General features: G+C 47.3%; 18 protein-coding genes and 1 tRNA gene. 2 read left to right on the forward strand and 17 right to left on the reverse strand.

Annotation, left to right across the window (positions count from 1 at the left end; genetic code table 11):
• Positions 1-83: 83 nt before the first annotated feature.
• From BLQ13_RS10965 to BLQ13_RS11045, 17 genes are all read right to left on the reverse strand, one after another.
• Entirely contained in the window at positions 84-1,646 is a 1,563-nt protein-coding gene (locus tag BLQ13_RS10965; RefSeq protein WP_090919117.1) for a LysM peptidoglycan-binding domain-containing protein, read from the reverse strand.
• A gap of 379 nt (positions 1,647-2,025) precedes the next feature.
• Complete coding sequence (locus tag BLQ13_RS10970) at positions 2,026-2,946, reverse strand: RluA family pseudouridine synthase (RefSeq protein WP_090919119.1); 921 nt, start codon at positions 2,944-2,946, stop codon at positions 2,026-2,028.
• On the reverse strand, positions 2,943-4,247 hold the full coding sequence (gene hemL / locus BLQ13_RS10975) for a glutamate-1-semialdehyde 2,1-aminomutase (protein ID WP_090919121.1): 1,305 nt from the start codon (positions 4,245-4,247) through the stop codon (positions 2,943-2,945). Before hemL ends, BLQ13_RS10970 begins: the two co-directional genes overlap by 4 nt.
• A gap of 382 nt (positions 4,248-4,629) precedes the next feature.
• Positions 4,630-5,631 (reverse strand): porphobilinogen synthase, encoded by a 1,002-nt coding sequence (gene hemB / locus BLQ13_RS10980; RefSeq protein ID WP_090919123.1) that lies wholly within the window; start codon positions 5,629-5,631, stop codon positions 4,630-4,632.
• A 100-nt stretch (positions 5,632-5,731) separates the two neighbouring features.
• Positions 5,732-7,291, reverse strand: coding sequence for a uroporphyrinogen-III C-methyltransferase (gene cobA, locus BLQ13_RS10985; RefSeq protein WP_090919126.1), 1,560 nt, complete (start codon positions 7,289-7,291; stop codon positions 5,732-5,734).
• A gap of 4 nt (positions 7,292-7,295) precedes the next feature.
• A complete protein-coding gene (gene hemC, locus BLQ13_RS10990) occupies positions 7,296-8,246 on the reverse strand; it encodes a hydroxymethylbilane synthase (protein WP_090919128.1) in 951 nt (316 codons plus the stop codon).
• A gap of 2 nt (positions 8,247-8,248) precedes the next feature.
• Positions 8,249-8,899 carry a precorrin-2 dehydrogenase/sirohydrochlorin ferrochelatase family protein gene (locus BLQ13_RS10995; protein WP_090919130.1) on the reverse strand — a complete coding sequence of 217 codons (651 nt, stop codon included), beginning with the start codon at positions 8,897-8,899 and terminating at the stop codon, positions 8,249-8,251.
• 5 nt (positions 8,900-8,904) lie between these two features.
• Positions 8,905-9,732, reverse strand: a complete 828-nt coding sequence (ccsA, locus tag BLQ13_RS11000; protein ID WP_373323281.1) for a cytochrome c biogenesis protein CcsA — start codon at positions 9,730-9,732, stop codon at positions 8,905-8,907.
• A 14-nt stretch (positions 9,733-9,746) separates the two neighbouring features.
• Positions 9,747-11,132, reverse strand: a complete 1,386-nt coding sequence (gene hemA / locus BLQ13_RS11005) for a glutamyl-tRNA reductase (RefSeq protein WP_090919132.1) — start codon at positions 11,130-11,132, stop codon at positions 9,747-9,749.
• A 341-nt stretch (positions 11,133-11,473) separates the two neighbouring features.
• Positions 11,474-12,139: a ribosome biogenesis GTP-binding protein YihA/YsxC gene (gene yihA / locus BLQ13_RS11010; RefSeq protein WP_221786602.1), complete on the reverse strand. Its 666-nt coding sequence runs from the start codon at positions 12,137-12,139 to the stop codon at positions 11,474-11,476.
• A 234-nt stretch (positions 12,140-12,373) separates the two neighbouring features.
• Positions 12,374-14,713: an endopeptidase La gene (lon, locus tag BLQ13_RS11015; protein ID WP_090919136.1), complete on the reverse strand. Its 2,340-nt coding sequence runs from the start codon at positions 14,711-14,713 to the stop codon at positions 12,374-12,376.
• Between the two features lie 86 nt (positions 14,714-14,799).
• Complete coding sequence (gene lonB / locus BLQ13_RS11020) at positions 14,800-16,557, reverse strand: ATP-dependent protease LonB (RefSeq protein WP_090919138.1); 1,758 nt, start codon at positions 16,555-16,557, stop codon at positions 14,800-14,802.
• Positions 16,558-16,796: 239 nt separating this feature from the next.
• Positions 16,797-17,894 (reverse strand): flavodoxin-dependent (E)-4-hydroxy-3-methylbut-2-enyl-diphosphate synthase, encoded by a 1,098-nt coding sequence (gene ispG, locus BLQ13_RS11025; protein ID WP_090919140.1) that lies wholly within the window; start codon positions 17,892-17,894, stop codon positions 16,797-16,799.
• Between the two features lie 120 nt (positions 17,895-18,014).
• Positions 18,015-19,268, reverse strand: a complete 1,254-nt coding sequence (gene clpX, locus BLQ13_RS11030) for an ATP-dependent protease ATP-binding subunit ClpX (RefSeq protein ID WP_090919142.1) — start codon at positions 19,266-19,268, stop codon at positions 18,015-18,017.
• A gap of 12 nt (positions 19,269-19,280) precedes the next feature.
• Positions 19,281-19,871 carry an ATP-dependent Clp endopeptidase proteolytic subunit ClpP gene (gene clpP, locus BLQ13_RS11035; protein ID WP_090919143.1) on the reverse strand — a complete coding sequence of 197 codons (591 nt, stop codon included), beginning with the start codon at positions 19,869-19,871 and terminating at the stop codon, positions 19,281-19,283.
• Between the two features lie 385 nt (positions 19,872-20,256).
• The gene (tig, locus tag BLQ13_RS11040; protein WP_090919145.1) at positions 20,257-21,597 is read right to left on the reverse strand and encodes a trigger factor; all 1,341 of its coding nucleotides are present in this window, start codon (positions 21,595-21,597) and stop codon (positions 20,257-20,259) included.
• A 135-nt stretch (positions 21,598-21,732) separates the two neighbouring features.
• Entirely contained in the window at positions 21,733-22,704 is a 972-nt protein-coding gene (locus tag BLQ13_RS11045) for a hypothetical protein (RefSeq protein WP_373323280.1), read from the reverse strand.
• A 196-nt stretch (positions 22,705-22,900) separates the two neighbouring features.
• Between BLQ13_RS11045 and BLQ13_RS11050 the strand changes: the two genes are divergently transcribed.
• A tRNA-Arg gene (locus BLQ13_RS11050) sits at positions 22,901-22,974 on the forward strand.
• Between the two features lie 750 nt (positions 22,975-23,724).
• The gene (locus tag BLQ13_RS11055) at positions 23,725-24,960 is read left to right on the forward strand and encodes a CynX/NimT family MFS transporter (RefSeq protein WP_090919147.1); all 1,236 of its coding nucleotides are present in this window, start codon (positions 23,725-23,727) and stop codon (positions 24,958-24,960) included.
• Positions 24,961-24,974 lie beyond the last annotated feature (14 nt).

A 24,974-nucleotide genomic window follows, 5' to 3' on the forward strand; every position in this document is an offset into this window, starting at 1 on the left:
ATGTTCAAAAACAGGTACAACCCGCAATTCCTATGAGGAATTACGGGCTGTTTTATAGGATACGGTATATTTGAACCTAGTGACTAAGGAATGTATAGAATCTGTCCTTCTTCAACAACCTGTTCAGTTAATCGATTATATAACTGAAGCTCCCTGGTGCTAAGCTGATATCTGTCTGCAATGGCATCGAGTGTTTCTTCGCGCTGTACGATGCACAGCTTGACTTTGCGGAATGGCGTCTGATCCACAATCGTACCCAGGAACAGATTTTTCCATTCTACATCTTCTGCCTGACGATCCTCTTCCGAAACAACTCCATCTGAAACCTCCTCACTGCGTTCACCCTCAACTTCACGGACGGCCCGGCCGGATGATAACAGAGAAGAAATGCCCACGCCTTCTTCTTCTCTTCGTGACGATTCTTTCTTGCTACCAAAAGCAACCTTAAGCTCTGGCTTGTCTTCCGCCTCAGCTATTGCCTCAGGGAGGAATTCCTCATTCTGTAACAGCGAGGCTTCCTCTGCCACTTCCAGTGAAGGCCGATCTTCTTCGGGCTGAGCCGGTTCAGATCCAGCAAATACATCTTGCCAGTTCTCGGTCTGCGGCTGTGCCACAGCATTCGAAATGAACTGCTCTTCTTGCGAACCACCTGACCTCGCTTCTTCAAAGTGCCATACCTCAGGCGTAGTTTCTTCAAGAGGTTTCCATGCTGCTTCAGAACGCGCCTGCTCAGAAGCCTCTGAACTCCATAATCCTGAATTTTCGGATACACTATTTACCGAAGGTTCAGACCATGCTGGGGCTTCATCTTCTATCGGAAGCAATGGCTCCGCTTCAGGATAAGAAGCTAGTCTGTCAGCCGTTTCAGCCATGAATGACGAGATTGGAGAAGGGACCTCATGCATTTCATGTGATGCCTGTGATGGTACAATCCCCTCATCTGAATCAGGCAATCTATTTTCATCCGATTCATCCGTTGAAGCAACATCAGATGGTAGTGGATCGGCAGATGACTGGTTCCAGTAGGCTTGCGATAGTTCTTCATACTCTGATTGCTGTTCACTTCTTGGCGACAAATCAGCAGATTCCGGAGAACCATATGCAATAAGCTCAGCTGCATTCGCCAGCTCTTGCTCTTCGTTACGCAAACCGGCTTGTTCCGACAGCTCCAACAGCTCGGACTGCTCTGTCTGACTCAATTCGTTCTCTCTGTTGTCAGGCTGAGCCTCGGGTGAATGAACAACCGTGAATTCATCTGCCGACCACACTTGTGGCTCCTCGACCGGGAAACCTTCAATCCCTCGCAGGGACAGTACACCTGTAATGTTCAGACTTCGACTGGATAACAGGTCTACATCAAAATTTTCAATCTCGATTGAAATATCATCAATGGATCTAACCCGGTTCAATGGCACGGTAATTTCGACTGGAATAAAATGCTTTAATTCCTCCGAATCCTCGCTCTCCCCCCGGTATGTTCCTGTAAGTAGCAGATGCCCCCTCAAGGTGGCATGGTCGTCCTGTCCAATCACCTGAATACGCGGATAGAGTTCAATTTCCTCCAATTCCTCAATGGCAGGCACTCCCTCAGACAAATGAACGCGCTCATAAATATCGAACCGCAAACCGTATGGTTGATTCAACAAAGGTGGCGTCCTCCTTTCGGCATATGTTCACCATGATCCTTCTCATGGGACTGATCCATGGTCCAATCCTTCGTTACCCATCTATATGCCTGAACTAGGGTGGGCATGCCACCTTTGTTAAAAAAGCCCGTTCTGTATATGTTGAACTAAGAGTTTACACAGTCCACTCCGATGACAGAAGAACCTTCCAATCGCTGTTATCTCCAGATTTTTTGAATTCCCTTTTCCAAAGGGAAAAATCCGGCGATAAAGGCGAGCGCTTCGCTTTTCCAGGTTTTTTCTGTCCTCTCCGTTAAAGTGTAAAAATAGCTATCTTATATAGTCACAACACTTTTTAAACACCTTAGAAAGCCAAAAACAAAAAAACAGACCCATTAGATCAGGTCTGTCCTTCTACGCTATGACTCTCCCTCGCTGCCAATTGTTCAAAGTCCGCTGGCCAGGGGTCTTGTACTTCAATTAAGGCTCCGGTTAAAGGATGGTTAAAGCTCAGCACTTCGCCATGCAATGCCTGCCTGCCTATGATGTCTGAACGCCCCCCATACAGTTTGTCACCGACAAGAGGGTACCCGGCATAGCTGAGATGCACGCGAATCTGATGTGTACGCCCTGTTTCCAGCTTCAGACGTACCAGCGTTGCCCTCTCCCATACATGCACGATGTCCACATGAGTAATTGCATCCTGGCCTCCTTCGGAGACACGTCTGCGTTGCTTGTGGTGCCTGTCCTTACCAATCGGCGCATCAATCTTGCGGAGATCACTGGGTACTTGTCCGCCTGTGATAGCAACATACTGACGATCGATTGCTTTGAGACGCATCGCTTCATCCAGTTTCGCGAGCGCAAAAGCATTTTTGGCATATAAAACAGGACCGGTCGTATCTTCATCCAGACGATGAACATGACGCACACTGGTCTCGATCCCATTGATCTCATAATACGAAGCTACCGCATGATCCAGCGTAACGACCTTTTCTTCACGACCTCCATCCGGATGAAGCTTCATGCCAGCCGGTTTGTGCACGACGAGACAGAAATCATCCTCATACAATACATCCAGATCAGCCCAGCGTGGCTCCACACCCAGCGGTTGCACAGCAAAAAGGGCCAGCCGAAGCCGGTCCCCTGCTAGCTGTACTCCCTGGGTTGCCTTGAGCTGATGCAGCAGCTTCTCCGGGAACTTGAGTTCAGACAGGAGCCACTGTTCAGCAGCAGCTTGTCTGTCCTCTTTTCCAGTCACCACCTTGCCTGGCATCAGTTCAAGCCATTGACCGCGACGTTTCCAGCTTTTTATACTCATAGCGACTGCAAAGCCTTACGGTTGGCCTCAATGGTATCCTCGATATCCTGCTCCGTATGCACACCGGACACGAACATCCCTTCATACTGGGACGGCGCCACGCTGACACCTTGATCAATCATCGCTGCAAAATAACGGCGGAACTGATCCAGATTGCTTTCTTTGGCAATATCATAATTCGTTACCGGTACAGCACTGAAGAATGGGCATACCATTGAACCGACACGGTTAATCGTTACCGCCACACCTGCTTCTGCTGCATTTTTCTCGAATCCAGCTTGCAAACGTGCAGACAACATCTCCAAACGATCATAAACTTCCGGTGTCAAAAGTTTCAGCGTCGTATAACCTGCAGCCATAGCCAGCGGATTACCACTTAGTGTACCAGCCTGATAGATTGGGCCTGTCGGCGCAATCTGTTCCATCAGATCCCGGCGACCGCCATAAGCTCCAACTGGAAGCCCGCCGCCGATAACTTTACCCAGACACGTTAAATCCGGTGTAACGCCAAAACGACCTTGTGCACAGTGAAGTCCTACACGGAAACCCGTCATCACCTCATCAAAGATGAGCAGGCTTCCATACTCCGTAGTCACACTACGCAATCCTTCCAGAAAACCGGCAGCTGGAGGTACGACACCCATATTGCCAGCAACTGGCTCCACGATTACACCCGCAATTTCTTCTCCGTATCGTTCAAAGGCAAGACGCACGGACTGCAAATCATTGTAAGGAACCGTAATTGTATTCACGGCCACACCTTCGGGCACTCCAGGACTGTCCGGCAGTCCAAGGGTGGCTACCCCTGATCCAGCTTTGATCAGCAAACTGTCGGCATGGCCATGGTAGGAACCTTCAAATTTCAAAATTTTACTACGTCCCGTTGACCCGCGCGCCAATCGAATGGCACTCATCGTTGCTTCCGTACCGGAATTCACCATGCGCACGATATCGATGGAAGGCACACGCTCGCACACCAGCTTTGCCATCTCTGTCTCAAGCAGGGTTGGTGCACCGAAACTTGTGCCCTTAAGAGCTGTCTCCCGAAGTGCTTCCACAACTTCAGGATGAGCATGTCCCATAATCAGCGGGCCCCATGAACCTACGTAATCAATGAACACATTGCCATCAATATCGTAAATTTTGGAGCCCTCACCGCGTTCGGCATAGATCGGTGTGAGTCCGACAGATTTGAATGCCCGAACCGGACTATTCACTCCTCCAGGTATGTACTGCTTGGCTTCCTCAAATGCGCTGCGTGAGCGCTCATCATTGCGACGATTGCCTTGTTGTGCAGTCAATGAACATCCTCCTTAATGTAACGACCTCGCTTGCAGAGAGACTGATGCATTTAATGACTAGATAAGTTGAACTAAAGATGTTTACACAGACACTCCGATGACAGAATAACCTGGAGAGTAGCGGTTATCCCCAGATTTTTTGATTTTATTTTTCATAAGGGGAAAATCCGGTGATAAAGACTGAGTCAATGCTTCCGAAGTAGCTTTCTTTCAGAAAGCTTTCAGCTTCGCTTTTACAGGTTTTTTCTGTCCTCTCCGTTTCAGTGTAAATGATCTGTTCAACTTATATAGTCTGCCGCACCACTCTCTAAAAAAGCAAGGTCTATAGGTTTTATTGGCATAGATAAAGAACATATATGGTTACTCGTTGGTAGTCATTGGTTTACTTTTCTGCCAGCCATCTTGATGCATCTTTGGCGTAATACGTAATAATCATATCTGCCCCGGCACGTTTCATGCTGAGCAAGATTTCCATGGCCACCTTTTTCTCATCAATCCATCCTTGAATTGCGGCCGCCTTCACCATTGCATACTCCCCGCTTACATTATAAGCAACGAGCGGAAGATCAAACTGATCCTTAATGGTACGCATAATATCGAGATAGGAAAGTGATGGTTTCACCATCAGCATGTCCGCTCCCTCCAGCACATCCGTTTCCGCTTCGCGCAACGCTTCTCTAGCATTCGCCGGGTCCATCTGATAGGATTTCCGGTCTCCGAATTGCGGTGTGGAATCTGCTGCTTCACGGAATGGGCCATAAAATGCTGAAGCGTATTTGACGGAATAAGACATAATCGGAATATGATTAAATCCATTCTCATCCAGCCCTGCACGAATAGCCTGTACAAATCCATCCATCATATTTGACGGTGCAATAATATCTGCGCCTGCCTTCGCTTGCGATACGGCTGTTTTCACCAGCAGTTCCAAGGACTCGTCATTCAGAACATCACCGCAGATATGTCCATCAATCTCCGTAGTGTGCACCATGCCGCAGTGACCATGATCGGTGAATTCACATAGACAAGTGTCTGCAATCACCAGTAATTCAGGATACCAGGATTTGATCAATCTCGTCGCTTCCTGCACAATGCCATCCTCTGCAAAACCGGATGAACCTACACTGTCTTTTGTTTCCGGAATCCCGAACAGCAGTACAGCCGGAATACCAAGCTCTGCGATTTCCGTGACTTCTTCCTGCAGACGGTCCAGCGAGAAACGGAATACACCCGGCATCGATTTAATCTCGGACTTTACATTTTCACCGTATGTGACATAGATCGGTTGAATAAAATCATCCACAGTCAAGTGTGTCTCTCTTACCATGTTGCGAATACCTGCCGATTGACGTAAACGGCGATGACGTACGATTGGAAAACCCATCTATCTTTTACCTCCTAAAATTTCATTTTGTAAAAAGGGAAGCGCGCTGGTTCTTCTCGAATTCAGCACGCTTCATATGTTCAGCCGAAGCTAGTCCAACTTAATTGTTGACAATACCGACACTGCCAGCACGTTTCCACTCACACAAAACATCGATCAAGCTAGTCATTGTCGCTTCTTTCGCCATAAGAGTAACCTCCAGTCCAGCAGCCTCCGCAGTCTTCGCGGTAACCGGACCAATACAAGCAACCTCTACTCCCTTCAGCAACGGCAACGGATCTTCCACACCCATTCGTTTCAGCATCTTCATGAAGTTTTTCACGGTGGATGAGCTTGTAAAGGTCACTGCATGAATACCGCCCTCTTCAAGAAGCTTAAGTAATTCGTCATCATCCTCACCTGCAAGAATGGTGTCATAGATGATCGCCTCGGTAACGTGCAGTCCGCGTGCTGACAATTGCTCCGGCAACCACGACCGTGCGAGATCACCGTGTGGAATCAGCACGTTCTGGCCTGCCTTCAACTCACTTTCAAATGCTTCGAGCATGCCTTCTGCCTGAAAAGGCCCTTTGACAACTTCGGGTGCAATACCGTGCTTGCGCAGTGCTTCTGCCGTAGATGGTCCTACTGCTGCAATTCTCGCCTGATGAAGCGAGCGAATGTCCTTACCTTCGTTTTCCAGATGACGGAAGAAAAACTCCACGCCATTGACACTTGTGAAAAAGACCCAATCAAACGTATTTAACGCATGCAGCGCATCTTTGACACTTTGTTTGGAGGATTCACTAGACGGCATAACCGTCTCAATGACTGGGAACTCATAGGGTTCACCACCGAGTTCTTCAATGCGATTCACCAGTTCACTCGCCTGACTGCGAGCACGGGTAACCAGAATTCGTTTGCCAAACAGCGGCAGCACCTCTGCCCATTTCAATTGCTCCCGCTGGTTGACCACATCTCCAACAACGATGACAGCTGGTGGCTGAAAATTCGCCGCAATGACTTTGGCTTCGATATCTTCCAGCGTACCCGTGATGGTATCCTGTTCTGCCCGAGTTCCCCAACGTACAAGCGCCACAGGTGTGCTGGCCGGACGGCCATGACGAATGAGCTGTTCGCTAATATAGCCGATCTTGGCAACCCCCATCATAAACACCAGTGTGCCCGTAGCGTTGGTTACTTTATCCCATTGAATGCTACGATCCAGCTTGTCCGGGCTTTCATGTCCGGTAATGATCGAGATGGAGGAAGCATAATCCCGGTGCGTCACCGGAATACCCGCATATGCAGGTACGCTGATTGCTGCGGTTACTCCAGGAACGATCTCAAACGGAATGCCGTTTTTGTGCAGCAACTCTGCCTCTTCCCCAACCCGTCCGAATATGGTCGGATCTCCGCCTTTCAAACGCACAACCACTTTGCCTTCAAGCGCCAAATCCACAAGTAGCTGGTTAATCTCTTCCTGTTTCATCGTATGTCGATCCGGTCGTTTCCCCACATAAATTTTGACGGCACCGGGTTTCATCAGTTTCAACAATCGCGGACTCGCGAGTCGATCATAAACCACGGCGTCAGCCTTGCCTATGCTTTCCCAACCTTTTACCGTAATCAGCCTTGCATCCCCAGGACCCGCACCTACCAAAAAGACTTTCCCCGCCATGCCTTCATCCCCTAACTTCTGCCAGTATCTGTTCAGCCCCGCGATCAATTAACTTCCAAGCCACTTCTTCTCCCAGGCGAACCGGATCTTTGCCGCTCAATGTTTCTTTCAAAATCATCCTGCCATCCGGCATCCCAACCATTCCCGTTAATTGTAACTTGTTTTCACCGTTCAGGGAATCATCTCCTGGCATCCACACCGCATGTGCGCCGATCGGCACCTGACACCCTCCGTTTAAGACACTCAAGAAACGACGCTCTGCCATGACCGGCGCAGCTGTTGCTGGATCGTTATAGAGGGTGAGCAAATGGAGTAGCTCCTCGTCATCCTCACGGCACTCAATGCCAAGAGCGCCTTGGCCTACAGCAGGAAGGCAGGCTTCCTCAGACAAATATTCGGTAATTCGATCCTCCCAGCCCATCCGATACAAGCCTGCTGCTGCCAAAATAATGGCGTCCAGGCCTTCGGTTTCGAGCTTCCGCAGACGTGAGTCGATATTGCCACGAATCGATTCCAGCTGAAGATCAGGTCGGTACGCCTTCAACTGACTTGATCTCCGCAGACTGCTTGTTCCAACCCGGGCACCCTCTGGCAATTGATCCAGCGTAAGCCCGCCGCGAGAGACTAACGCATCCCGAGGATCAGCTCGACGGGGAACGGCACCGTTAACAAGCCCTTCAGGGAGCTCGGAAGGCATGTCCTTCATACTGTGCACGGCCATATCGATGGTGTGATCAAGCATTGCCTGTTCAATCTCTTTAACAAACAAACCTTTACCACCCACTTTGGACAAAGTCACATCCAGAATGAGATCTCCCTTTGTCACGATCTTATGTACCTCAAAGTCAAAAGCTAAATCTTCCCGCTCACAAATATTGCGTAAGTCCTGAATCACATAGCCGGTCTGGGTTAGTGCCAGAGCGCTTTGTCTGCTGCCCACTTTAATTGTCCGCATATCTACATTTCCTCCTGATTACGGGATATCCAGTTCCCGATTTTTTCTTCGCTCCACCACTCAAACTGACCCGTTCGTATCGTATCCAAAATGTCCATTTCCGTTAGACGGCGCAGTAGCGTACTTCTTACAGTTGGAGGCAGCCCGCGAGATTTAATCTCCATTCTCATCTGATGTAAAAAATCAAGATACGTCTCGTATTCATCTCCAAACTGTTGTTCAAGCAAAGCACGAATCTCGGCCGCCGCGGCAGGTCCTGCACCGGCAGTCGAGATGGCAATGCTTAACCGCCCTCGTCTAACCACACTCGGCGTAATAAAACTGCTATTACCGGAAGACATCGCATCGTTCACCAGTATTGCCCCAGCTTCAGCTTCTTGAACTACTGAATGATTAACATTCGGATCGTCCGTTGCTGCATATACGAGAAAGGCCCCCCGCAAATCTCCATTGCGGTAGGACCGGGCTATCCATTCGATTCGGGATTCCTGATGCAATTGTTCGAGAGTGGGCGTAAGCAGAGGGCTGACGACCGTAATTCGGGCCTCAGTCTGCAACAATCCTCTTACTTTACGCTCAGCAACACGTCCTCCACCGATCACGAGAACAGATTTGTCTGAAGTATTTACATAAATCGGCGTGTAGTGTTCCATATCCTTCACTCTCCCGTCCAGCGATGAAACGCCGAATACGCATTGGATAAAAAGCTCATGATGACAAGTGCATATCCAATCAATGTCCATCTGGACATGATCATCATCGAAAATTGCTTTCTTCTCTTGACTACGAAATAACCAACATAGATGGCAATCGCGAGACCCGTCGCAATCACCTTCAGATCAAGCAACAGATGCCACCGTCGTTCCGCAACGATGGACAATACAGCCAGTACAACGGATACTCCCAGAAGCGGAGTACCAATCAATGTGGCACCATCCATATATTTTCCAATGACCTCCAAGCTGGGTAAACGCCGTACCGTATCATTCCATTTTTTGTTTTTCAACTTATGGTGCAAGAACAGGTACAACAGCGCAAAGACCGAAGCAACCGTTAAAGCTGCAAAGCCCAGATTAGCCAGTGTAATGTGCATAATTAACAAACCGTGAACCGTCTGCCAGTTGTGCAACGAGATTTCGCCCGCTGTAAACCACAGCCGGTTCAAAACCGTTACCGAGAATCCAACAATATTGAGTAGCAGGATAACAAACTCTGAGCGTTGAACCCGGGTCATAATCAATGACATCAGCACAATGCTGAACGAAAAAATAAACAAAAAATCAAATGTAGTATAGATCGGGAAGTGACCTTCAGCCCACATTCGCATGATAACATGGGTCACTTGCAGTCCCCAAACAACAACAAGAAACCCTGTGCCTGTCCGCTTCGCCCCCGCATTGCGTCGAATGCAGTCCGAGAAATAGAACAGTAGGCTCAGGGCATACATATAAATTAAAGCTTCATAGACTTGTTCAGCAAGGGTCAAGTTGCCCACCTGCCTTATACGCCTGCCGGGACATAAGCCGGCACGGGGTCTTGCCGGTTTTCGTTCAGGTGAATCGCTGGTTTGCCCAGAGCTGTTGCATCGCTCTGATTCACTTTTTCTGCAGCCACTTCCACTGCATCCTCCAGCGCGAAAATCTGCGTAAACATGCGCAGTGCTTCATCACCTTGCTTCGTACCTGCCATTTCCTTAATCCGATTAATCGGATCGGTTGTCATTTGATTGACAATGCTTTTGGTCAAACGACGAATGACTTTACGCTGATGCTCATCCAGCTCCGGAAGCTTGTTGAACAGACTATCCATTGTTTCTTCATGAATGGATACGCCTTTCTCTTGCAACGCCCGAATAACTGGGCGAACGCCGAGTGTTCTGAGCCACTGGTAATAATCTTCCATCTCCAGTTCAATCATTCTCTCAATCTTCGCAGCTTCGACCTTACGCATCTCCAGATTGCTCTCCACAATGCCTTCCAGATCATCAATATCGTAGAGAAATACGTTAGAGATTTCGCCAATTGCCGGATCGATATCACGTGGTACGGCAATATCAATCAGGAACAGCGGACGTGCTTGCCGGCGCTTCATGCTCTCCCGGACAATACCTGCATCGAGAATATAACGTTCTGCTCCTGTAGAGCTGATGACGATGTCTACTTCACCCAGTCTCGTGAGTGCCTGCTCCATCGTACACGGCGTTCCCCGGAATTTGCTGGCAAGTTCCTCGGCTCTGGCGAGCGTCCGGTTGGCCACGATAACTTCAGATGCACCGTTGGCATACAGATGTTTTACGGTAAGTTCACTCATTTTGCCGGCACCCAAAATAAGTACCTTTTTGTCTGTAAACATACCAAAAATCCGCTTGCCCAGTTCAACTGCAGCATAGCTGACAGAAACGGCACTCTCCCCGATGGAAGTTTCCGAATGTGCCCGCTTGCCCAAGGTAACCGCCTGTTTAAACAATTGGTTAAACCAAGTTCCGGTAGCTTTCTCTTCCTGTGCTTTGAAAAAAGCCTGTTTCACTTGGCCGAGAATCTGAGTCTCTCCAATGACCATCGAATCCAGTCCGCAAATGACCCGGAACAGATGGCGCATGGCTTGATCATCCTCATATATATATAAGTGTTGCGTAAATTCTTCCCGCGGAACGTTAAACCATTGCTCCATGAATGTTCGAATAAAATAACCGCACATGTGAAGACGGTCGACCACAACGTACAATTCCGTACGATTACAAGTGGCTACGATTACACCTTCCAATACACTCTTGGTCAGCTTGAGCTGCTGCAGCGCTTCAGACAAGTCCTTTTCTGCAAATGTGAATCGTTCTCTGACCTCTACAGGCGCCGTGCGATAATTCAAACCAACAACAACGATGTGCATTGCAAGTTCACCTGCCTAATAAATTTCCAATCAAAGTGCTTACTGTATATCTCTATCCAGTTCAGATTGACATAGTTAATTATATCACACATCAAGTCCATCACCCGCCCATTTTTATGAAATGTTTATGAAATCAACATGATGATTATCATATGCATTGTGATATATTGTAGTGTCTCACGAATGTACACCCTTATTCGTTATATGGAACGAATAGTGAATATTTGAGAAAACGGAGATTTCTGCAAACCTGTTCAAGACTGCTTATAACAAATAGTCATGGAATCATTCCATGACTATCTAGGTGCGGGATACATGATGTGTTTTTCAAATATTATAGGTTAGTAATTGTCATCCCCAGCTGTTTGAACAGTTTCTCCAGCCTCGTGATCCGCCTCTTCTTCAACTGGTGCGTACTTGTCTACGCGGGCGTGGCGGGTAATAATATCCCACAGTTCTTCCTTGCCCAGACCTTCCTCGGATGAAAAAGGGACAAACAAGTCGCCTGATCGAAGACCCAGTGCTTCCTTGATGACTTTAATGTGCTTGGCTCTGCGCGTCTTGGGGATCTTGTCCATTTTCGTAGCCACAACGACCAGCGGCAGACCATGATGGCGTAGCCATTCATTCATCATTTTGTCATCCTTGGATGGCTCATGTCTCATGTCCACCATCTGCATGACAAGCTTCAATTCATCCCGTTGTAGCAAGTACTTTTCCATCATTTTACCCCAGGCAAAACGTTGCTCTTTGGATACTTTGGCGTACCCGTAACCCGGAAAATCGACGAAATACAGATCCTGATTGATCTTATAATAGTTCAGTTGCTGGGTTTTACCCGGAGTTGAACTTGTACGCGCCAGATTTTTACGATTGATCAAACGGTTGATCAGTGATGACTTGCCCACATTGGAGCGCCCCGCCAGGGCAATCTCCGGCAGACCGTCATCTGGATATTGTTCAGGCCGAACGGCACTAATTATAAATTCAGATTGATTGACTTTCAAATTGCATCTTTCCTCTCTTGAACTCCTGTCTTGCAAGCATAACATTTCCACATTTTCATCCCGTATTATGCCATCATTCCTTCTATCATATCAAAAAAAACCTCTCCTGTACCCAAAAAAACAACTTTTGTACTCGAAAAACATCAGATTATCACGAAAAAAACCGTTCAAGCGGACGCCGAAGCCCCCGCCGAACGGTCTACTCTCCATTTAATCTTTGCGGATAAGTGTCGGTTACAGATGAATGCCTGCCTGTTCCACTAGAGCATGCTGCAACACCTGATCCATATGAGCTACGGGCACAAATTCCACATCTTCCTTGATGCTATCCGGAATGTCGCGCAGATCTCTTTCGTTATCCTTAGGTAACAATATTTTTTTGTAACCCGCACGGTGGGCTGCAAGTGACTTTTCTTTCAAGCCGCCAATCGGCAACACCCGTCCGCGTAATGTAATTTCACCTGTCATAGCAATGTCTTTCGACACATGTTTATTCGTCAGAGCTGAGATCAAGGCTGTTGCCATCGTAATACCGGCTGATGGGCCGTCTTTAGGGATGGCACCTTCCGGTACGTGGATGTGAATGTCGTTCTTCTCATGGAAATCAGACGCAATGCCGAGCTGTGCTGCTTTCGAACGTGTATAACTGAAAGCTGCCTGAGCAGATTCTTTCATAACGTCTCCGAGCTTACCCGTAAGCGTCAGCTTGCCTGTTCCCGGCACCACGGTTACTTCGATCACAAGCGTGTCTCCGCCCACCTCAGTCCATGCAAGCCCGGTCACCGTACCAATCTGATCTTCCAGCTCAGCCATGCCATAGCGGAATTTGCCCGGACCGAGATAGTCCTTAACATCATCCGGCAAGATCACAATCTGACCCTCTACACCGGATACGATATTTTTAGCCGCCTTCCGGCAAAGTGATGCCATTTGCTGTTCCAGATTTCTCACACCCGATTCACGAGTATACTCACGAATGACTTTTAGCAAGCTATCCTCTGGCACTTCCAGTTGGTCTTCTTCGAGACCATGATCCTTCTTCTGTTTGGGAAGCAAATAGTTTTTGGATATTTGCAACTTCTCCAGCTCGGTGTAACCCGGAATATTCAGCATTTCCATACGATCCAATAATGGACGCGGAATGTTGTGCACCGTGTTCGCAGTAGTTATGAACATAACGTTAGATAAGTCAAAAGGCAACTCCACAAAGTGATCACTAAACGTATTGTTCTGCTCCGGATCCAACACCTCCAGCAATGCAGACGAAGGGTCTCCACGGAAGTCGGAAGCCATTTTGTCGATCTCATCCAGCAAAAATACAGGGTTAAGTGATCCTGCTGTTTTCATCCCCTGAATAATACGTCCAGGCATCGCACCTACGTAGGTACGGCGGTGTCCACGAATCTCTGCTTCATCCCGCACGCCACCGAGGGAGATACGCACAAATTCCCGACCGAGTGATCTTGCGATTGAACGGGCCAGAGAAGTTTTACCTACCCCTGGAGGGCCAACTAGGCAAAGGATCGGACCTTTGAGTTTTTTGACAAGTTTCTGCACGGCCAGATACTCCAATACACGTTCCTTGGGTTTCTCCAGACCGTAATGGTCGGCGTTTAGCACATCTTCGGCCTTCTGGATATCCAGATCATCATCCGTCACCTGGCTCCAAGGTAACGCAAGTAGCCAATCCACATAGTTGCGGATGACACCACCCTCGGCAGAACTTGCAGGCATTTTCTCTAGTCGATCAATTTCCTTCTCGACCTTCTCCTTCACCTTGTCCGGCAGGCCCAGACTTTCCATCTGATTACGAAGTTCTTCCACTTCGCCCGCACGGCCCTCTTTTTCACCGAGTTCCTTCTGAATCGCCTTCATCTGCTCACGCAAATAGTATTCTTTCTGGGTTTTCTCCATCTGTTTCTTCACACGTTGGCTGATCTTGCGTTCAAGCTCCAGCACTTCACGCTCATTATTCAGGATGTCCAGCAGTTTCTCCAGACGTTCCCGAACGTCGATGGTCTCCAGAATTTCCTGTTTGTCCTTGATTTTCAGAGACAAGTGGCTTGTAATAACGTCCGCAAGACGCCCCGGTTCTTCAATGTCTGATACGGCAGCGAGTGTCTCGGGGGTTACTTTTTTGGACAGATTGATATAATTCTCGAACTGGTTCAGAACGGTACGCATGAGGGCATCTGTCTCGGGATGAGCGTTCTCTTCCTCAGGCAGTTCTAGCGCCAGCACCTCGTAGTATTCTTCGTTGTCCGTATATTCAATAATTTCAGCCCGTTCCAAGCCTTCCACAAGTACTCGGATCGTTCCGTTGGGTAGCTTTAACATCTGTCTTACCTTAGCTACGGTTCCAATGCGGAAAATATCCTCTCGTGTAGGTTCCTCAATATTTACCTCGGCTTGGGAACATAGGAGAATCAAATGTTCTTCTACCATCGCTTTTTCTAAAGCCTTGACCGATTTCTCCCGGCCCACATCGAGATGCAGCACCATACTCGGGTAGACGAGAAGTCCTCTTAAAGGCAGTAAAGGAAAACGACGACCTTTCGATTTGCTCGGTCCCATCGCTTTCGCACCTCCAATGGCTCTCAGGTTGTAGTCATTCATTATTCTATCAAATGTTCACATAAAAAACCAATGAAGGGAAGCGCTTAGCAGCTTCCCGAATCTGTAACTCGCCCTGGACGAGGTGACTCTGCCCTTAAAAAGGAGGCGGATGCCGGAGGAAAGATCTCCGGTTTAGGTAATGCCGTCTCTTCTGCAACTACCTGCTGTTCCACTTGTTGCGCTCCCGGTTCCCAACCAAAGACTTCACGGAATACATCCTGAACCGTATCTACTGGGATCACCCGCAAGCCATCCAGATTGTCAAAAATGGACTGCCAATTCTCCGCCGGTATAATGACCGTCTTCGCCCCAGCCTGGAAAGCCGCCTCCACCTTCGCCAGTACACCGCCAATCGGTTTAACGCGGCCATGGATACTAATCTCGCCTGTCATAGCAATCTCGTGGTCTACAGGGCGTCCTTGAATGGCTGAAGCGATTGCTGTAGCCATGGCAATTCCGGCCGATGGACCATCAATCGGCGTGCCTCCCGGAAAATTCACATGTAAATCATAATCACTCGTGCGGATACCCATCGCTTTCAAGACGGTTAACACATTTTCAACCGAGCCTTTAGCCATACTTTTCCGCCGTAGTGTACGGGAACCGCCTCCAATCTCTTCCTCATCCACGACGCCTGTGATGTTGATGCGGCCCTGGTCTTTCGGTGCAGGAACCGCTGACACCTCAATCTCCAAAATGGTACCCATATTCGGTCCGTAAACAGCGAGCCCATTGACAAACCCGACCTGCGGCTGTGAAGGCACCTTACGATCCGGCCTTGGCTGGATCTGACTGCTCCCGGCAACCCACTCGACATCAGAAGCCTGAAGTGTCTCACGCTTTTCAGTGAGTGCAAGTCCAGCGGCTAGCTGAATGATATTGACCGCTTCACGCCCATTGGTCGCATATCGCTTGACCACATCTACGGCATCCGGACAAGGACTGAACCCGATTTTCTGTACAGCATCTTCCGCAATCCTTCCAATCTCCTCTGGTAATAATGGACGGAAATAGACCTCCATACACCGTGATCGTAAGGCAGGAGGGAGCTCATGCGGGGAACGTGTCGTCGCTCCAACCAGACGAAAATCAGCAGGCAACCCATTCTGAAAAATATCATGGATATAAGCAGGAGTATGCGTGTCTTCGGAGTTATAGTACGCACTTTCCAAAAAGACCTTACGGTCTTCCAGCACTTTGAGCAGTTTATTCATCTGAATGGAATGTAATTCTCCAATTTCATCAATAAAAAGCATACCACCATGTGCCTTGGTCACCGCACCCGGCTTCGGTTGAGGAATTCCCGCCACGCCCATAGCTCCTGCTCCCTGATAGATCGGATCATGAACGGAACCAATGAGTGGGTCCGCAATACCTCGCTCATCAAAACGAGCCGTTGTGGCATCCAGCTCCGTAAATTTAGCATCGGCTTTGAAGGGAGAAGTCGGGTTTTTTTTCGCTTCTTCCAGCACTACCCTTGCGGCTGCCGTTTTCCCTACTCCCGGCGGGCCATATATAATCACATGTTGCGGATTGGCACTACATAAAGCGGCCTTGAGTGCACGTAGTCCGTCTTTTTGCCCAACAATATCGTTAATGGTGGCTGGACGCGTCTTCTCCGCCAGTGGCTTCGTCAGTGATATCGAACGTAGCTTGCGCAGCTTCTCCAGTTCTTTTCGCGATTCACGCTCAACAGCAGTTCGATTCGTTTTCTGGCCTCGTAGCAAGTTCCAGAAGTATAATCCGATCACCACGCCAAAAAATAACTGTATCAACATGAATACCATGCCAAACTCACCCATATCTCAACATCCTCCTGTTCTGTCCTTCTTCTCATCTGTAATCATGCTAATACTTGGTAGTATAGCCTTTTCGACGAGACGTAAACGGAACAAGACGAATTAGTGCTTGATAATTTGTTCATGAGCAAGCAAAAAGCCCGCCACGTATGGCAGGCTTTCACATTACAACTATTTAAACGTATCACTATCGCTTGGATGATAGGAGTCATTTCTTTTTGGGAACACTTGTACAAAAAAAATTAGTGCGAACGCCCAGGGATAACCCCTGTTTCTTCATAAGCTTCAACAATTTTGTCGATTTCTTTTTTCAATTCCTCTACCATGATCTCTTCCGGCACTTTACGGATCATTTGTCCATGACGGAATAAAAGACCTTCTCCACGGGCACCGGCAATGCCAATATCCGCTTCTTTTGCTTCTCCTGGACCGTTTACCGCACAGCCCAGTACAGATACTTTGATCGGCACCTTAAGCTTGGAGATATACTCTTCCACTTCGTTGGCGATGGAGAAGAGATCAATATCCAAACGCCCGCAAGTTGGGCAAGAGATCAGTGTAGCCGCATTGGAGATGAGTCCAAAAGTTTTGAGCAGATCGCGCGCAACTTTAATCTCTTCTACTGGATCGGCACTAAGCGAAATACGCATCGTTGAACCAATTCCCATAGAGAGCAGTGCGCCCATACCCGCGGAACTTTTGATCGTGCCTGAAAACAGAGTTCCTGCCTCAGTAATGCCGAGGTGCAACGGATAAGGAATAATCTGAGCTGCCTTTGTATAAGCTTCAATAGCCATCGGTACATCCGACGCTTTAAGTGAAACGATGATATCGTGGAAATCCAGTTCTTCCAAAATACCAATGTGGAACAGCGCACTTTCGACCATAGCATCCGCAGTAGGATAGCCGTACTTTTCAAGCAGATGATTCTCTAACGAACCCGCATTTACCCCGATTCGAATCGGAATCCCCTTTTCCTTACACGCCTTGACGACCTCTTCGACTTTAGCACGTTTACCGATATTGCCTGGATTGATCCGAACTTTATCAATGCCATTCTCGATAGCCAGCAAAGCCAGCTTGTAGTTAAAATGGATGTCAGCCACGAGCGGGATGTGAATCCGCTTCTTGATTTCCTTAATCGCTGCCGCAGCTTCCTCATTATTCACCGTTACACGTACCACTTGGCATCCGGCTTCTTCCAATCGCAAAATCTCTGCAACTGTCGCTTCAACGTCTGCTGTTTTGGTCGTACACATACTTTGAATAATAACTTCGTTACTACCACCAATGGTCAAGTTCCCTACTTTTACGGGACGGGTGTCCTGTCTTAAATACATGAGTGATTTCTCTCCCCACAACGTCAAAGCTCCACTCTGACAAAAGACCATATATACGCCTTCTGCCCAAGTGGAGAACTGACAAGTCTATATTTCAAAGCTCAGCTGAAAGAATGTCAATTAAGCACTCTCTTCCTGCTTATCGTCCTTTGATTGGCCAAGTTCAGGCACAACTTTTTTCTCAACAACTTCTTCCGTAATGACACAGCTGGTCACGTCTTCACGTGAAGGTACTTCATACATGATTTCCAGCATGATGCCTTCAATGATTGCACGCAGGCCACGCGCACCTGTGTTACGCTTGATTGCTTCTTTGGCAATAGCCAGCAATGCACCCGGTTCAAACACCAGATTGACATTGTCCAGCTCAAGCAGTTTTTGGTACTGCTTCGTCAGCGCATTTTTCGGTTCGGACAGAATCCGCACCAACGTATCTTCATCCAGTGGCTCCAACGTAGAGATGACTGGCAGACGGCCTACGAATTCCGGAATCAAACCGAATTTCAGCAAGTCTTCTGGCAATACCATACCGAGGTATTCACCCGGTTTCAGATCTTTTTGCTCCGTAGCGGCGTTAAAGCCAATGACTTTTTTACCGATCCGGCGTTTGATCATTTGCTCCAGACCATCAAAGGCACCACCGCAGATGAACAAGATGTTGGTTGTATCAATCTGAATGAACTCTTGATGTGGATGCTTGCGACCACCTTGTGGCGGAACCGAAGCAACTGTACCTTCAAGAATTTTCAGCAAAGCTTGCTGAACACCTTCACCGGACACGTCACGAGTAATGGACGGGTTCTCCGATTTACGTGCTACTTTATCAATCTCATCAATATAGATAATGCCGCGTTCTGCTTTTTCTACATCATAGTCAGCCGCTTGGATCAGCTTAAGCAGAATGTTCTCGACATCCTCACCCACGTATCCCGCTTCTGTCAATGAAGTTGCATCCGCAATAGCAAAAGGAACGTTCAGAATTTTCGCCATCGTTTGTGCAAGCAACGTTTTACCGGAACCCGTAGGTCCTAACAGCAAAATGTTACTCTTCGACAGCTCTACATCTTCAATCTTGCTTTGAGTATTAATCCGTTTGTAGTGGTTGTATACAGCTACAGACAAAGATTTTTTTGCTTGTTCCTGACCGATAACATATTGATCAAGAATATCACGGATTTCTTTTGGTTTCGGAATATCTTTCAGGTCTACTTCTTCATCGTGACCGAGTTCTTCCTCTACGATTTCGGTGCAAAGTTCAATACATTCATCACAGATGTATACGCCTGGTCCAGCGACCAGCTTGCGAACTTGCTCCTGAGATTTACCGCAAAAAGAGCATTTCAGCTGCCCTTTCTCATCGTTAAATTTAAACATGAAACCACCCCTTTAGGAATTGATCGGTCTGCTGAGCACCTGGTCAATAATGCCGTACGTTTTTGCTTCTTCCGCACTCATGAAAAAGTCACGGTCTGTATCCCGCTCAATTTTATCAAGGGGCTGACCTGTACGATCAACATATATTTGATTCAGTTTCTGACGAGTTTTAATGATCCATTCTGCGTGAATTTTAATGTCCGCAGCCTGTCCTTGAACGCCGCCAAGCGGCTGGTGAATCATGACTTCACTGTTCGTAAGCGCATATCTTTTGCCTGGAGCGCCCGCGGTCAGCAATAAAGAGCCCATGCTTGCTGCCATGCCTACGCAAATGGTCGATACATCCGGCTTGATAAATTGCATCGTATCGTATATACCCATCCCTGCCGTAACAGAACCACCAGGTGAATTAATATACAAGCTGATATCCTTCTCAGGATCGTCGGCTGCCAAAAACAAAAGCTGAGCTATGACAAGATTGGCTACATCGTCATCAATCGCACTGGTCAGAAAAATAATGCGATCCTTCAGCAAACGTGAATATATATCGTAAGAACGCTCGCCTCGATTGGTTTGTTCAACAACCATTGGCACCAGACTCATGAGACCAACCTCTTTTCTACATGTAATTAGACATAGGCTGACTGTAAAGCAAACCCAAAATCATTTTAACATGTTCCTGTGACAATGTCATTTTTCAGAAAACACGTTATCTTAGGGATATTTACGATTTAGCCTGATCATATTTAACCATGTTTTCTATGTATGTGCAAATTACATCCATCCTATGCCGTCTTGGTGTTTTTTTATTTCCGTCCAAGAACAAAGGTTTGAAATCAAAAGAAAATGGGCACCTTGCAATAAAATGAATGAGAATCCATATCAACACTCATTTTTCTATAAAATGGATGTCACAATTTAAAAATAAGGCACGCAATGACTCACGTGCCTTATCGTTTATATAGCTGTCAAAATCACACAGCTTGTCTTATTTTTCGTCAGCTTCTGCAGCAGCTTCTTCGGCTGGAGCTTCAACTGGCTCAACAACTTTGCTGTTCTCAACGAGAACTTCGATTGTTTTGCGCAATTTAACTTCATCACGAAGGCTGTCCAGGGAACCGTTACCTTCGAGGATGCCACGGATCTCTTCAGCAGGACGCTTGTAAGATTCAGCCATTTTCTCGAGTTCTTGGTTCACTTCTTCATCAGAAACTTCGATATTTTCCGCTTTTCCTACTGCTTCAAGCACCAGGTTGTTGCGAACACGTTTCGAAGCATCGTCTTGCATTTGTGCTCTCAAGTCAGCTTGAGTCTGACCGGAGAAGCTCATGAACATTTCAAGGTTCATGCCTTGGCTGCGAAGACGGTTGTCGAAATCGCGCATCATGTTCTGTACTTCGCTGTCAACCATTGCAGCAGGGATGTCCACTTCAGCGTTTTCAGCTACTTTTTCTACAACTGCGTTTTCCTGTGCAGCTTTGAACTCATCTGCTTTACGGGAATCCAGTTGTGTTTTGAGGTCAGCTTTGTACTCTTCCAGAGTATCAAATTCACTAACATCTTTAGCAAACTCATCATCCAGTTCTGGAAGTTGTTTACGTTTGATTTCATGAACTTTCACTTTGAATACGGCTTGTTTGCCAGCCAGCTCTGTTGCATGGTAGCTCTCTGGGAAAGTCACTTCAACGTCTTTGAAGTCACCAGTGGACAGACCCACTACTTGCTCTTCAAATCCTGGAATGAATGTGTTGGAACCCAGTTCCAAGGAATAACGCTCAGCTTGTCCACCTTCGAAAGGTACACCATCAACAGAACCGTCGAAGTCGATTACAGCAACATCGCCGTTCGCTGCAGCACCTTCGTCAACTACAACCAGTTCAGCATGACGCTGTTGCAAACGCTCCAGCTCTTCTGCAACTTCTGCATCCGTTACTTCACCTTTAGCTACAGCAACTTCGATACCTTTGTAGTCACCCAGGGTAACTTCTGGTTTCACAGTTACTTTCGCTTTAAATTTGAAGGATTGTCCTTTACCGAATTGCTCGATGTCCACATCAGGACGATCTACCGGGAAGATATCCGTTTGATCAATCGCTTCTGTGTAAGCTTCTGGAAGCAAGATGTCGATTGCTTCTTGATAAAGGCTTTCCACTCCGAAACGAGCTTCGAAGATTGGACGTGGCACTTTACCTTTACGGAATCCAGGCACGTTTGCTTGTTTTACTACTTTATTAAAAGCTTTATCGAGTGCTTCTGTTACACGCTCTGCACCGATTTCAACCTCAAGAACCCCAAGGTTCTTCTCTATCTTTTCCCAAGTTGCTTTCATTGTATACTTTCCCCTCCAAAATTCACATGTTCACGTAGGCGATCACGTACAAAATAACCATTTTAGTATAAACAAGTTTACATTCTTTTTCAAGGGGAATCCCTTGATACGGTTTAAGGTAAACGTTTCCGTCTCTTAATGACCGTCCAAACCGGCGGAAACAAACTGTTTCATAGAGCGATATGCCTGCTCTAGTCGAAACCTCATTGCACCTGTCACAGCGTACATCGAGCGCGTATTTTCCTCATCGTGCGAGCCACCCAGGCTGTCTGCAACCGTCATATGTAGCGCGGCCGCCCAAATGTCCGCCATATCATCATTTTGCTCGAGCATGGACTGGTAATCCCGGGTTCCATAAACCGCCATAACATATTGTATCCACAGTTCCTGGGCAAAATAAAAGAGCGTAGGTTCATGAACCTCCGTCTGGTCTGCTACTCGTTCCAGAATCTGCACAATCTGAAGTGGGAATTCTTCCGGTTTGAGTGGAACGTTAGCGATATCAACCTCTACTTCTTCGTCACCTCTAGTGAAATGAATGATGTCTTGTACCCCTCGACGACGCAGGGTTTGCATGACTCTGAACTGTAATAGTGGATGAAGCACCTTCGTTTGCAGCCACCTAATCAGTTCTTCATCCACTTTCGGAACGTCCAAAAATGCCAGTTGTTCGAGAGCCAGCATCGTCTGTTCAGATAGCGGGCCTTCCATAACTGTACCGAGCAACTTATCTGCGTAACCATCGTCCTGAGCAAGTTTCGATTTGGCGTGTTGCCTTGCCATCTCTTCTTCGCTAATGTCTTCTTCCTCTTCTTCTCGAATGGTCTGCATTTCTGATTCTTCATATTGAGGGAAAGCAGCCTGCAACCACTCCAGCAACGCTCTCCACTCGTCATAGTGACGTTCTTCCTGTCCTTGGCATTGCAACAAAAAGCGGAGCAAGTCCATTGCTTCACCGTAACGTTCATTTTCAAGCATAACTGTCAGCTGTATCTGGTAATAGTCCAGCGTTTTTGGAAACAGCACAATTTTGTTGTTTTGCTCGGTTTCCGGGGTTGTGGATTCCTTGATAGGAGCACCTCCTCTTTTCCTGAATCTCCGGCCCATATCGACCGTGAATAGATATATATCAAGGAAATACGGATCTATTTTCTGATTTCTTCTGATATTCTAACATAACCTTAATTAGAAAGAAAAAAACGTTGCGGCCGCCAAATATCATATATGAAAACAAGCTTAAAATAAAACGTTTGATATATTTTTTTACTTATGATATAATCATTTTTGCTTGAAAAATTTCCATGTCTCAGTAGCTCAGCAGGATAGAGCAACGGCCTTCTAAGCCGTCGGTCGGGGGTTCGAATCCCTCCTGGGACGTCAGAAAAGAAGCTTCCTTCGGGAAGCTTTTTTTGCGTTCTGGGGATGAGAACCCCAGATGGTTAGTCGGAGCATTAGGTTCCGTTGCCTTGTTTCTAAGGTATTCACTTCGTCAACTCTTACCTCATGGCTCTGACTAAAGGAAGCAAACCGTTCCTGAAAGCTAATAAACCATTTAACAATACATCAGCACCTCGCTATCGTACCAAAACCTCTAACGGTCACCATGAAGCTTATTTCTCCCATTTTCATCGTTTTTATTTCCTAACGATCACCAGAGAGCTTATTTCATCGATTTCGTGCTTTTTTTGTGTTTTTTCGCCCTAAATTGTCTAAATAGCGTTCCTAGGGATCGTTAGAATTCGAGAAAGCTCTTGTTCCTCCAAATAAGGTTTCTCGTGATCGTTAGAATAAAGTGTCCATATTGAGCCAATTACGATTCTACTCCGGCTCCATCACAATCACTCAAGTCATGCTAGGGACAGGGCGTGCCAAGTACTTACATCATGCTAAAAGTCATCTATCACACCACTTAATCCAACTTGTATTATTAATTTAAAAATATCAGAAAGAGCAGACCGACTATTTGTTAAGTTTTACTCTCCATTGCTCGATATGACACACAATGTTATGCTTGCTTAATGAACATTGTACCAATCCATACATATCATCTTCCTTAGAAGCTGAAGTTGTACTTTGTTTGGTTCAATAACTTGCTTTAAATATATATTCAGAATCAGGAGATTAATGATGTCCTCACCTACACAACAACAGCATTCCGTCCCTGCCGGGGGAGAACAACAGTCTCAACAACCCCCTCAAAAATTCGGGTTGTTACTCGCTGGAATTATTGTTATTGCCGCTACGATGCGGTCCCCCATCACAGCCACCGGTCCTGTCGTGGAATTAATCCGTTCAGACACCGGTATCGGACATACGATGGCTGGATTACTAACGTCACTGCCTTTGATCGCTTTTGCAGCTGTCTCACCTTTTGCTCCGCGTCTTGCCAAACGTTTTGGGCTGGAGACTGCACTCCTGCTTGCTGTCATTATTGTTACCAGCGGAATCACCTTGCGGCTACTCCCTTCTGTTTTGTCTCTTTATGCGGGAACAGCGCTTCTAGGATGCGGTATCGCCTTTAGCAATGTACTTCTGCCAAGTCTGATCAAACGTGATTTCCCGTTACGGGTCGGCATTGTCACCGGACTGTATTCCGTTTCGATGAATATGTTCGCCTCAATCTCTTCAGGTATTAGTGTACCCGTGGCAGAAGCCTCCTCGCTTGGTTGGCGGGCTTCGTTAGGGGTATGGGCCATTCTATCCCTACTGGCTGTCTTTCTATGGCTTCCGCAGGCACAGAGAGGGCGCAAACAGATGCTCTATATCACTTCCCAGAGCGAGAAGGCACCCACACGTCTACGCACTTCTTCTCTTGCCTGGTTCGTGACGTTGTTCATGGGCATTCAGTCGTTAATCTTCTATACAACGATAACTTGGCTTCCCGAGATCCTCGCGGATCAAGGTTTTAGTGCTGCCTCAGCTGGCTGGATGTTGTCTTTGATGCAAATGGTTAGTGTACCTGCTACCTTCATCGTGCCGATTCTGGCTGGAAAAACACGAGATCAACGGCTACTCACCACCTTAACGTGTTTATGTCTCATCGTCGGATATGCGTTACTATTCAGCACTACACCTGTTCTCGTCACCACCGGGGTTGCGCTAGCCGGGATTGGTGCCGGGGCCTCCTTTGGTCTGGTCACGATGTTTTTTGTCCTTCGCACACGTCATGCGCGAGAGGCAGCAAGTCTTTCGGGAATGGCTCAATCCTTTGGATACATGCTTGCTGCAGGAGGCCCTTTACTGTTTGGTTTAATGCATGACTGGACCCATGGATGGTCTCTCCCTCTGCTCGTACAGGTTCTTCTTGCGATCGGACTACTTATGACAGGCCTTCAGGCGAGCAAAGACCGAACCGTTTCTTAGTTTTATAAAAAAAA

Source organism: Paenibacillus polysaccharolyticus, from assembly GCF_900102085.1.
GTDB lineage: Bacteria > Bacillota > Bacilli > Paenibacillales > Paenibacillaceae > Paenibacillus > Paenibacillus polysaccharolyticus.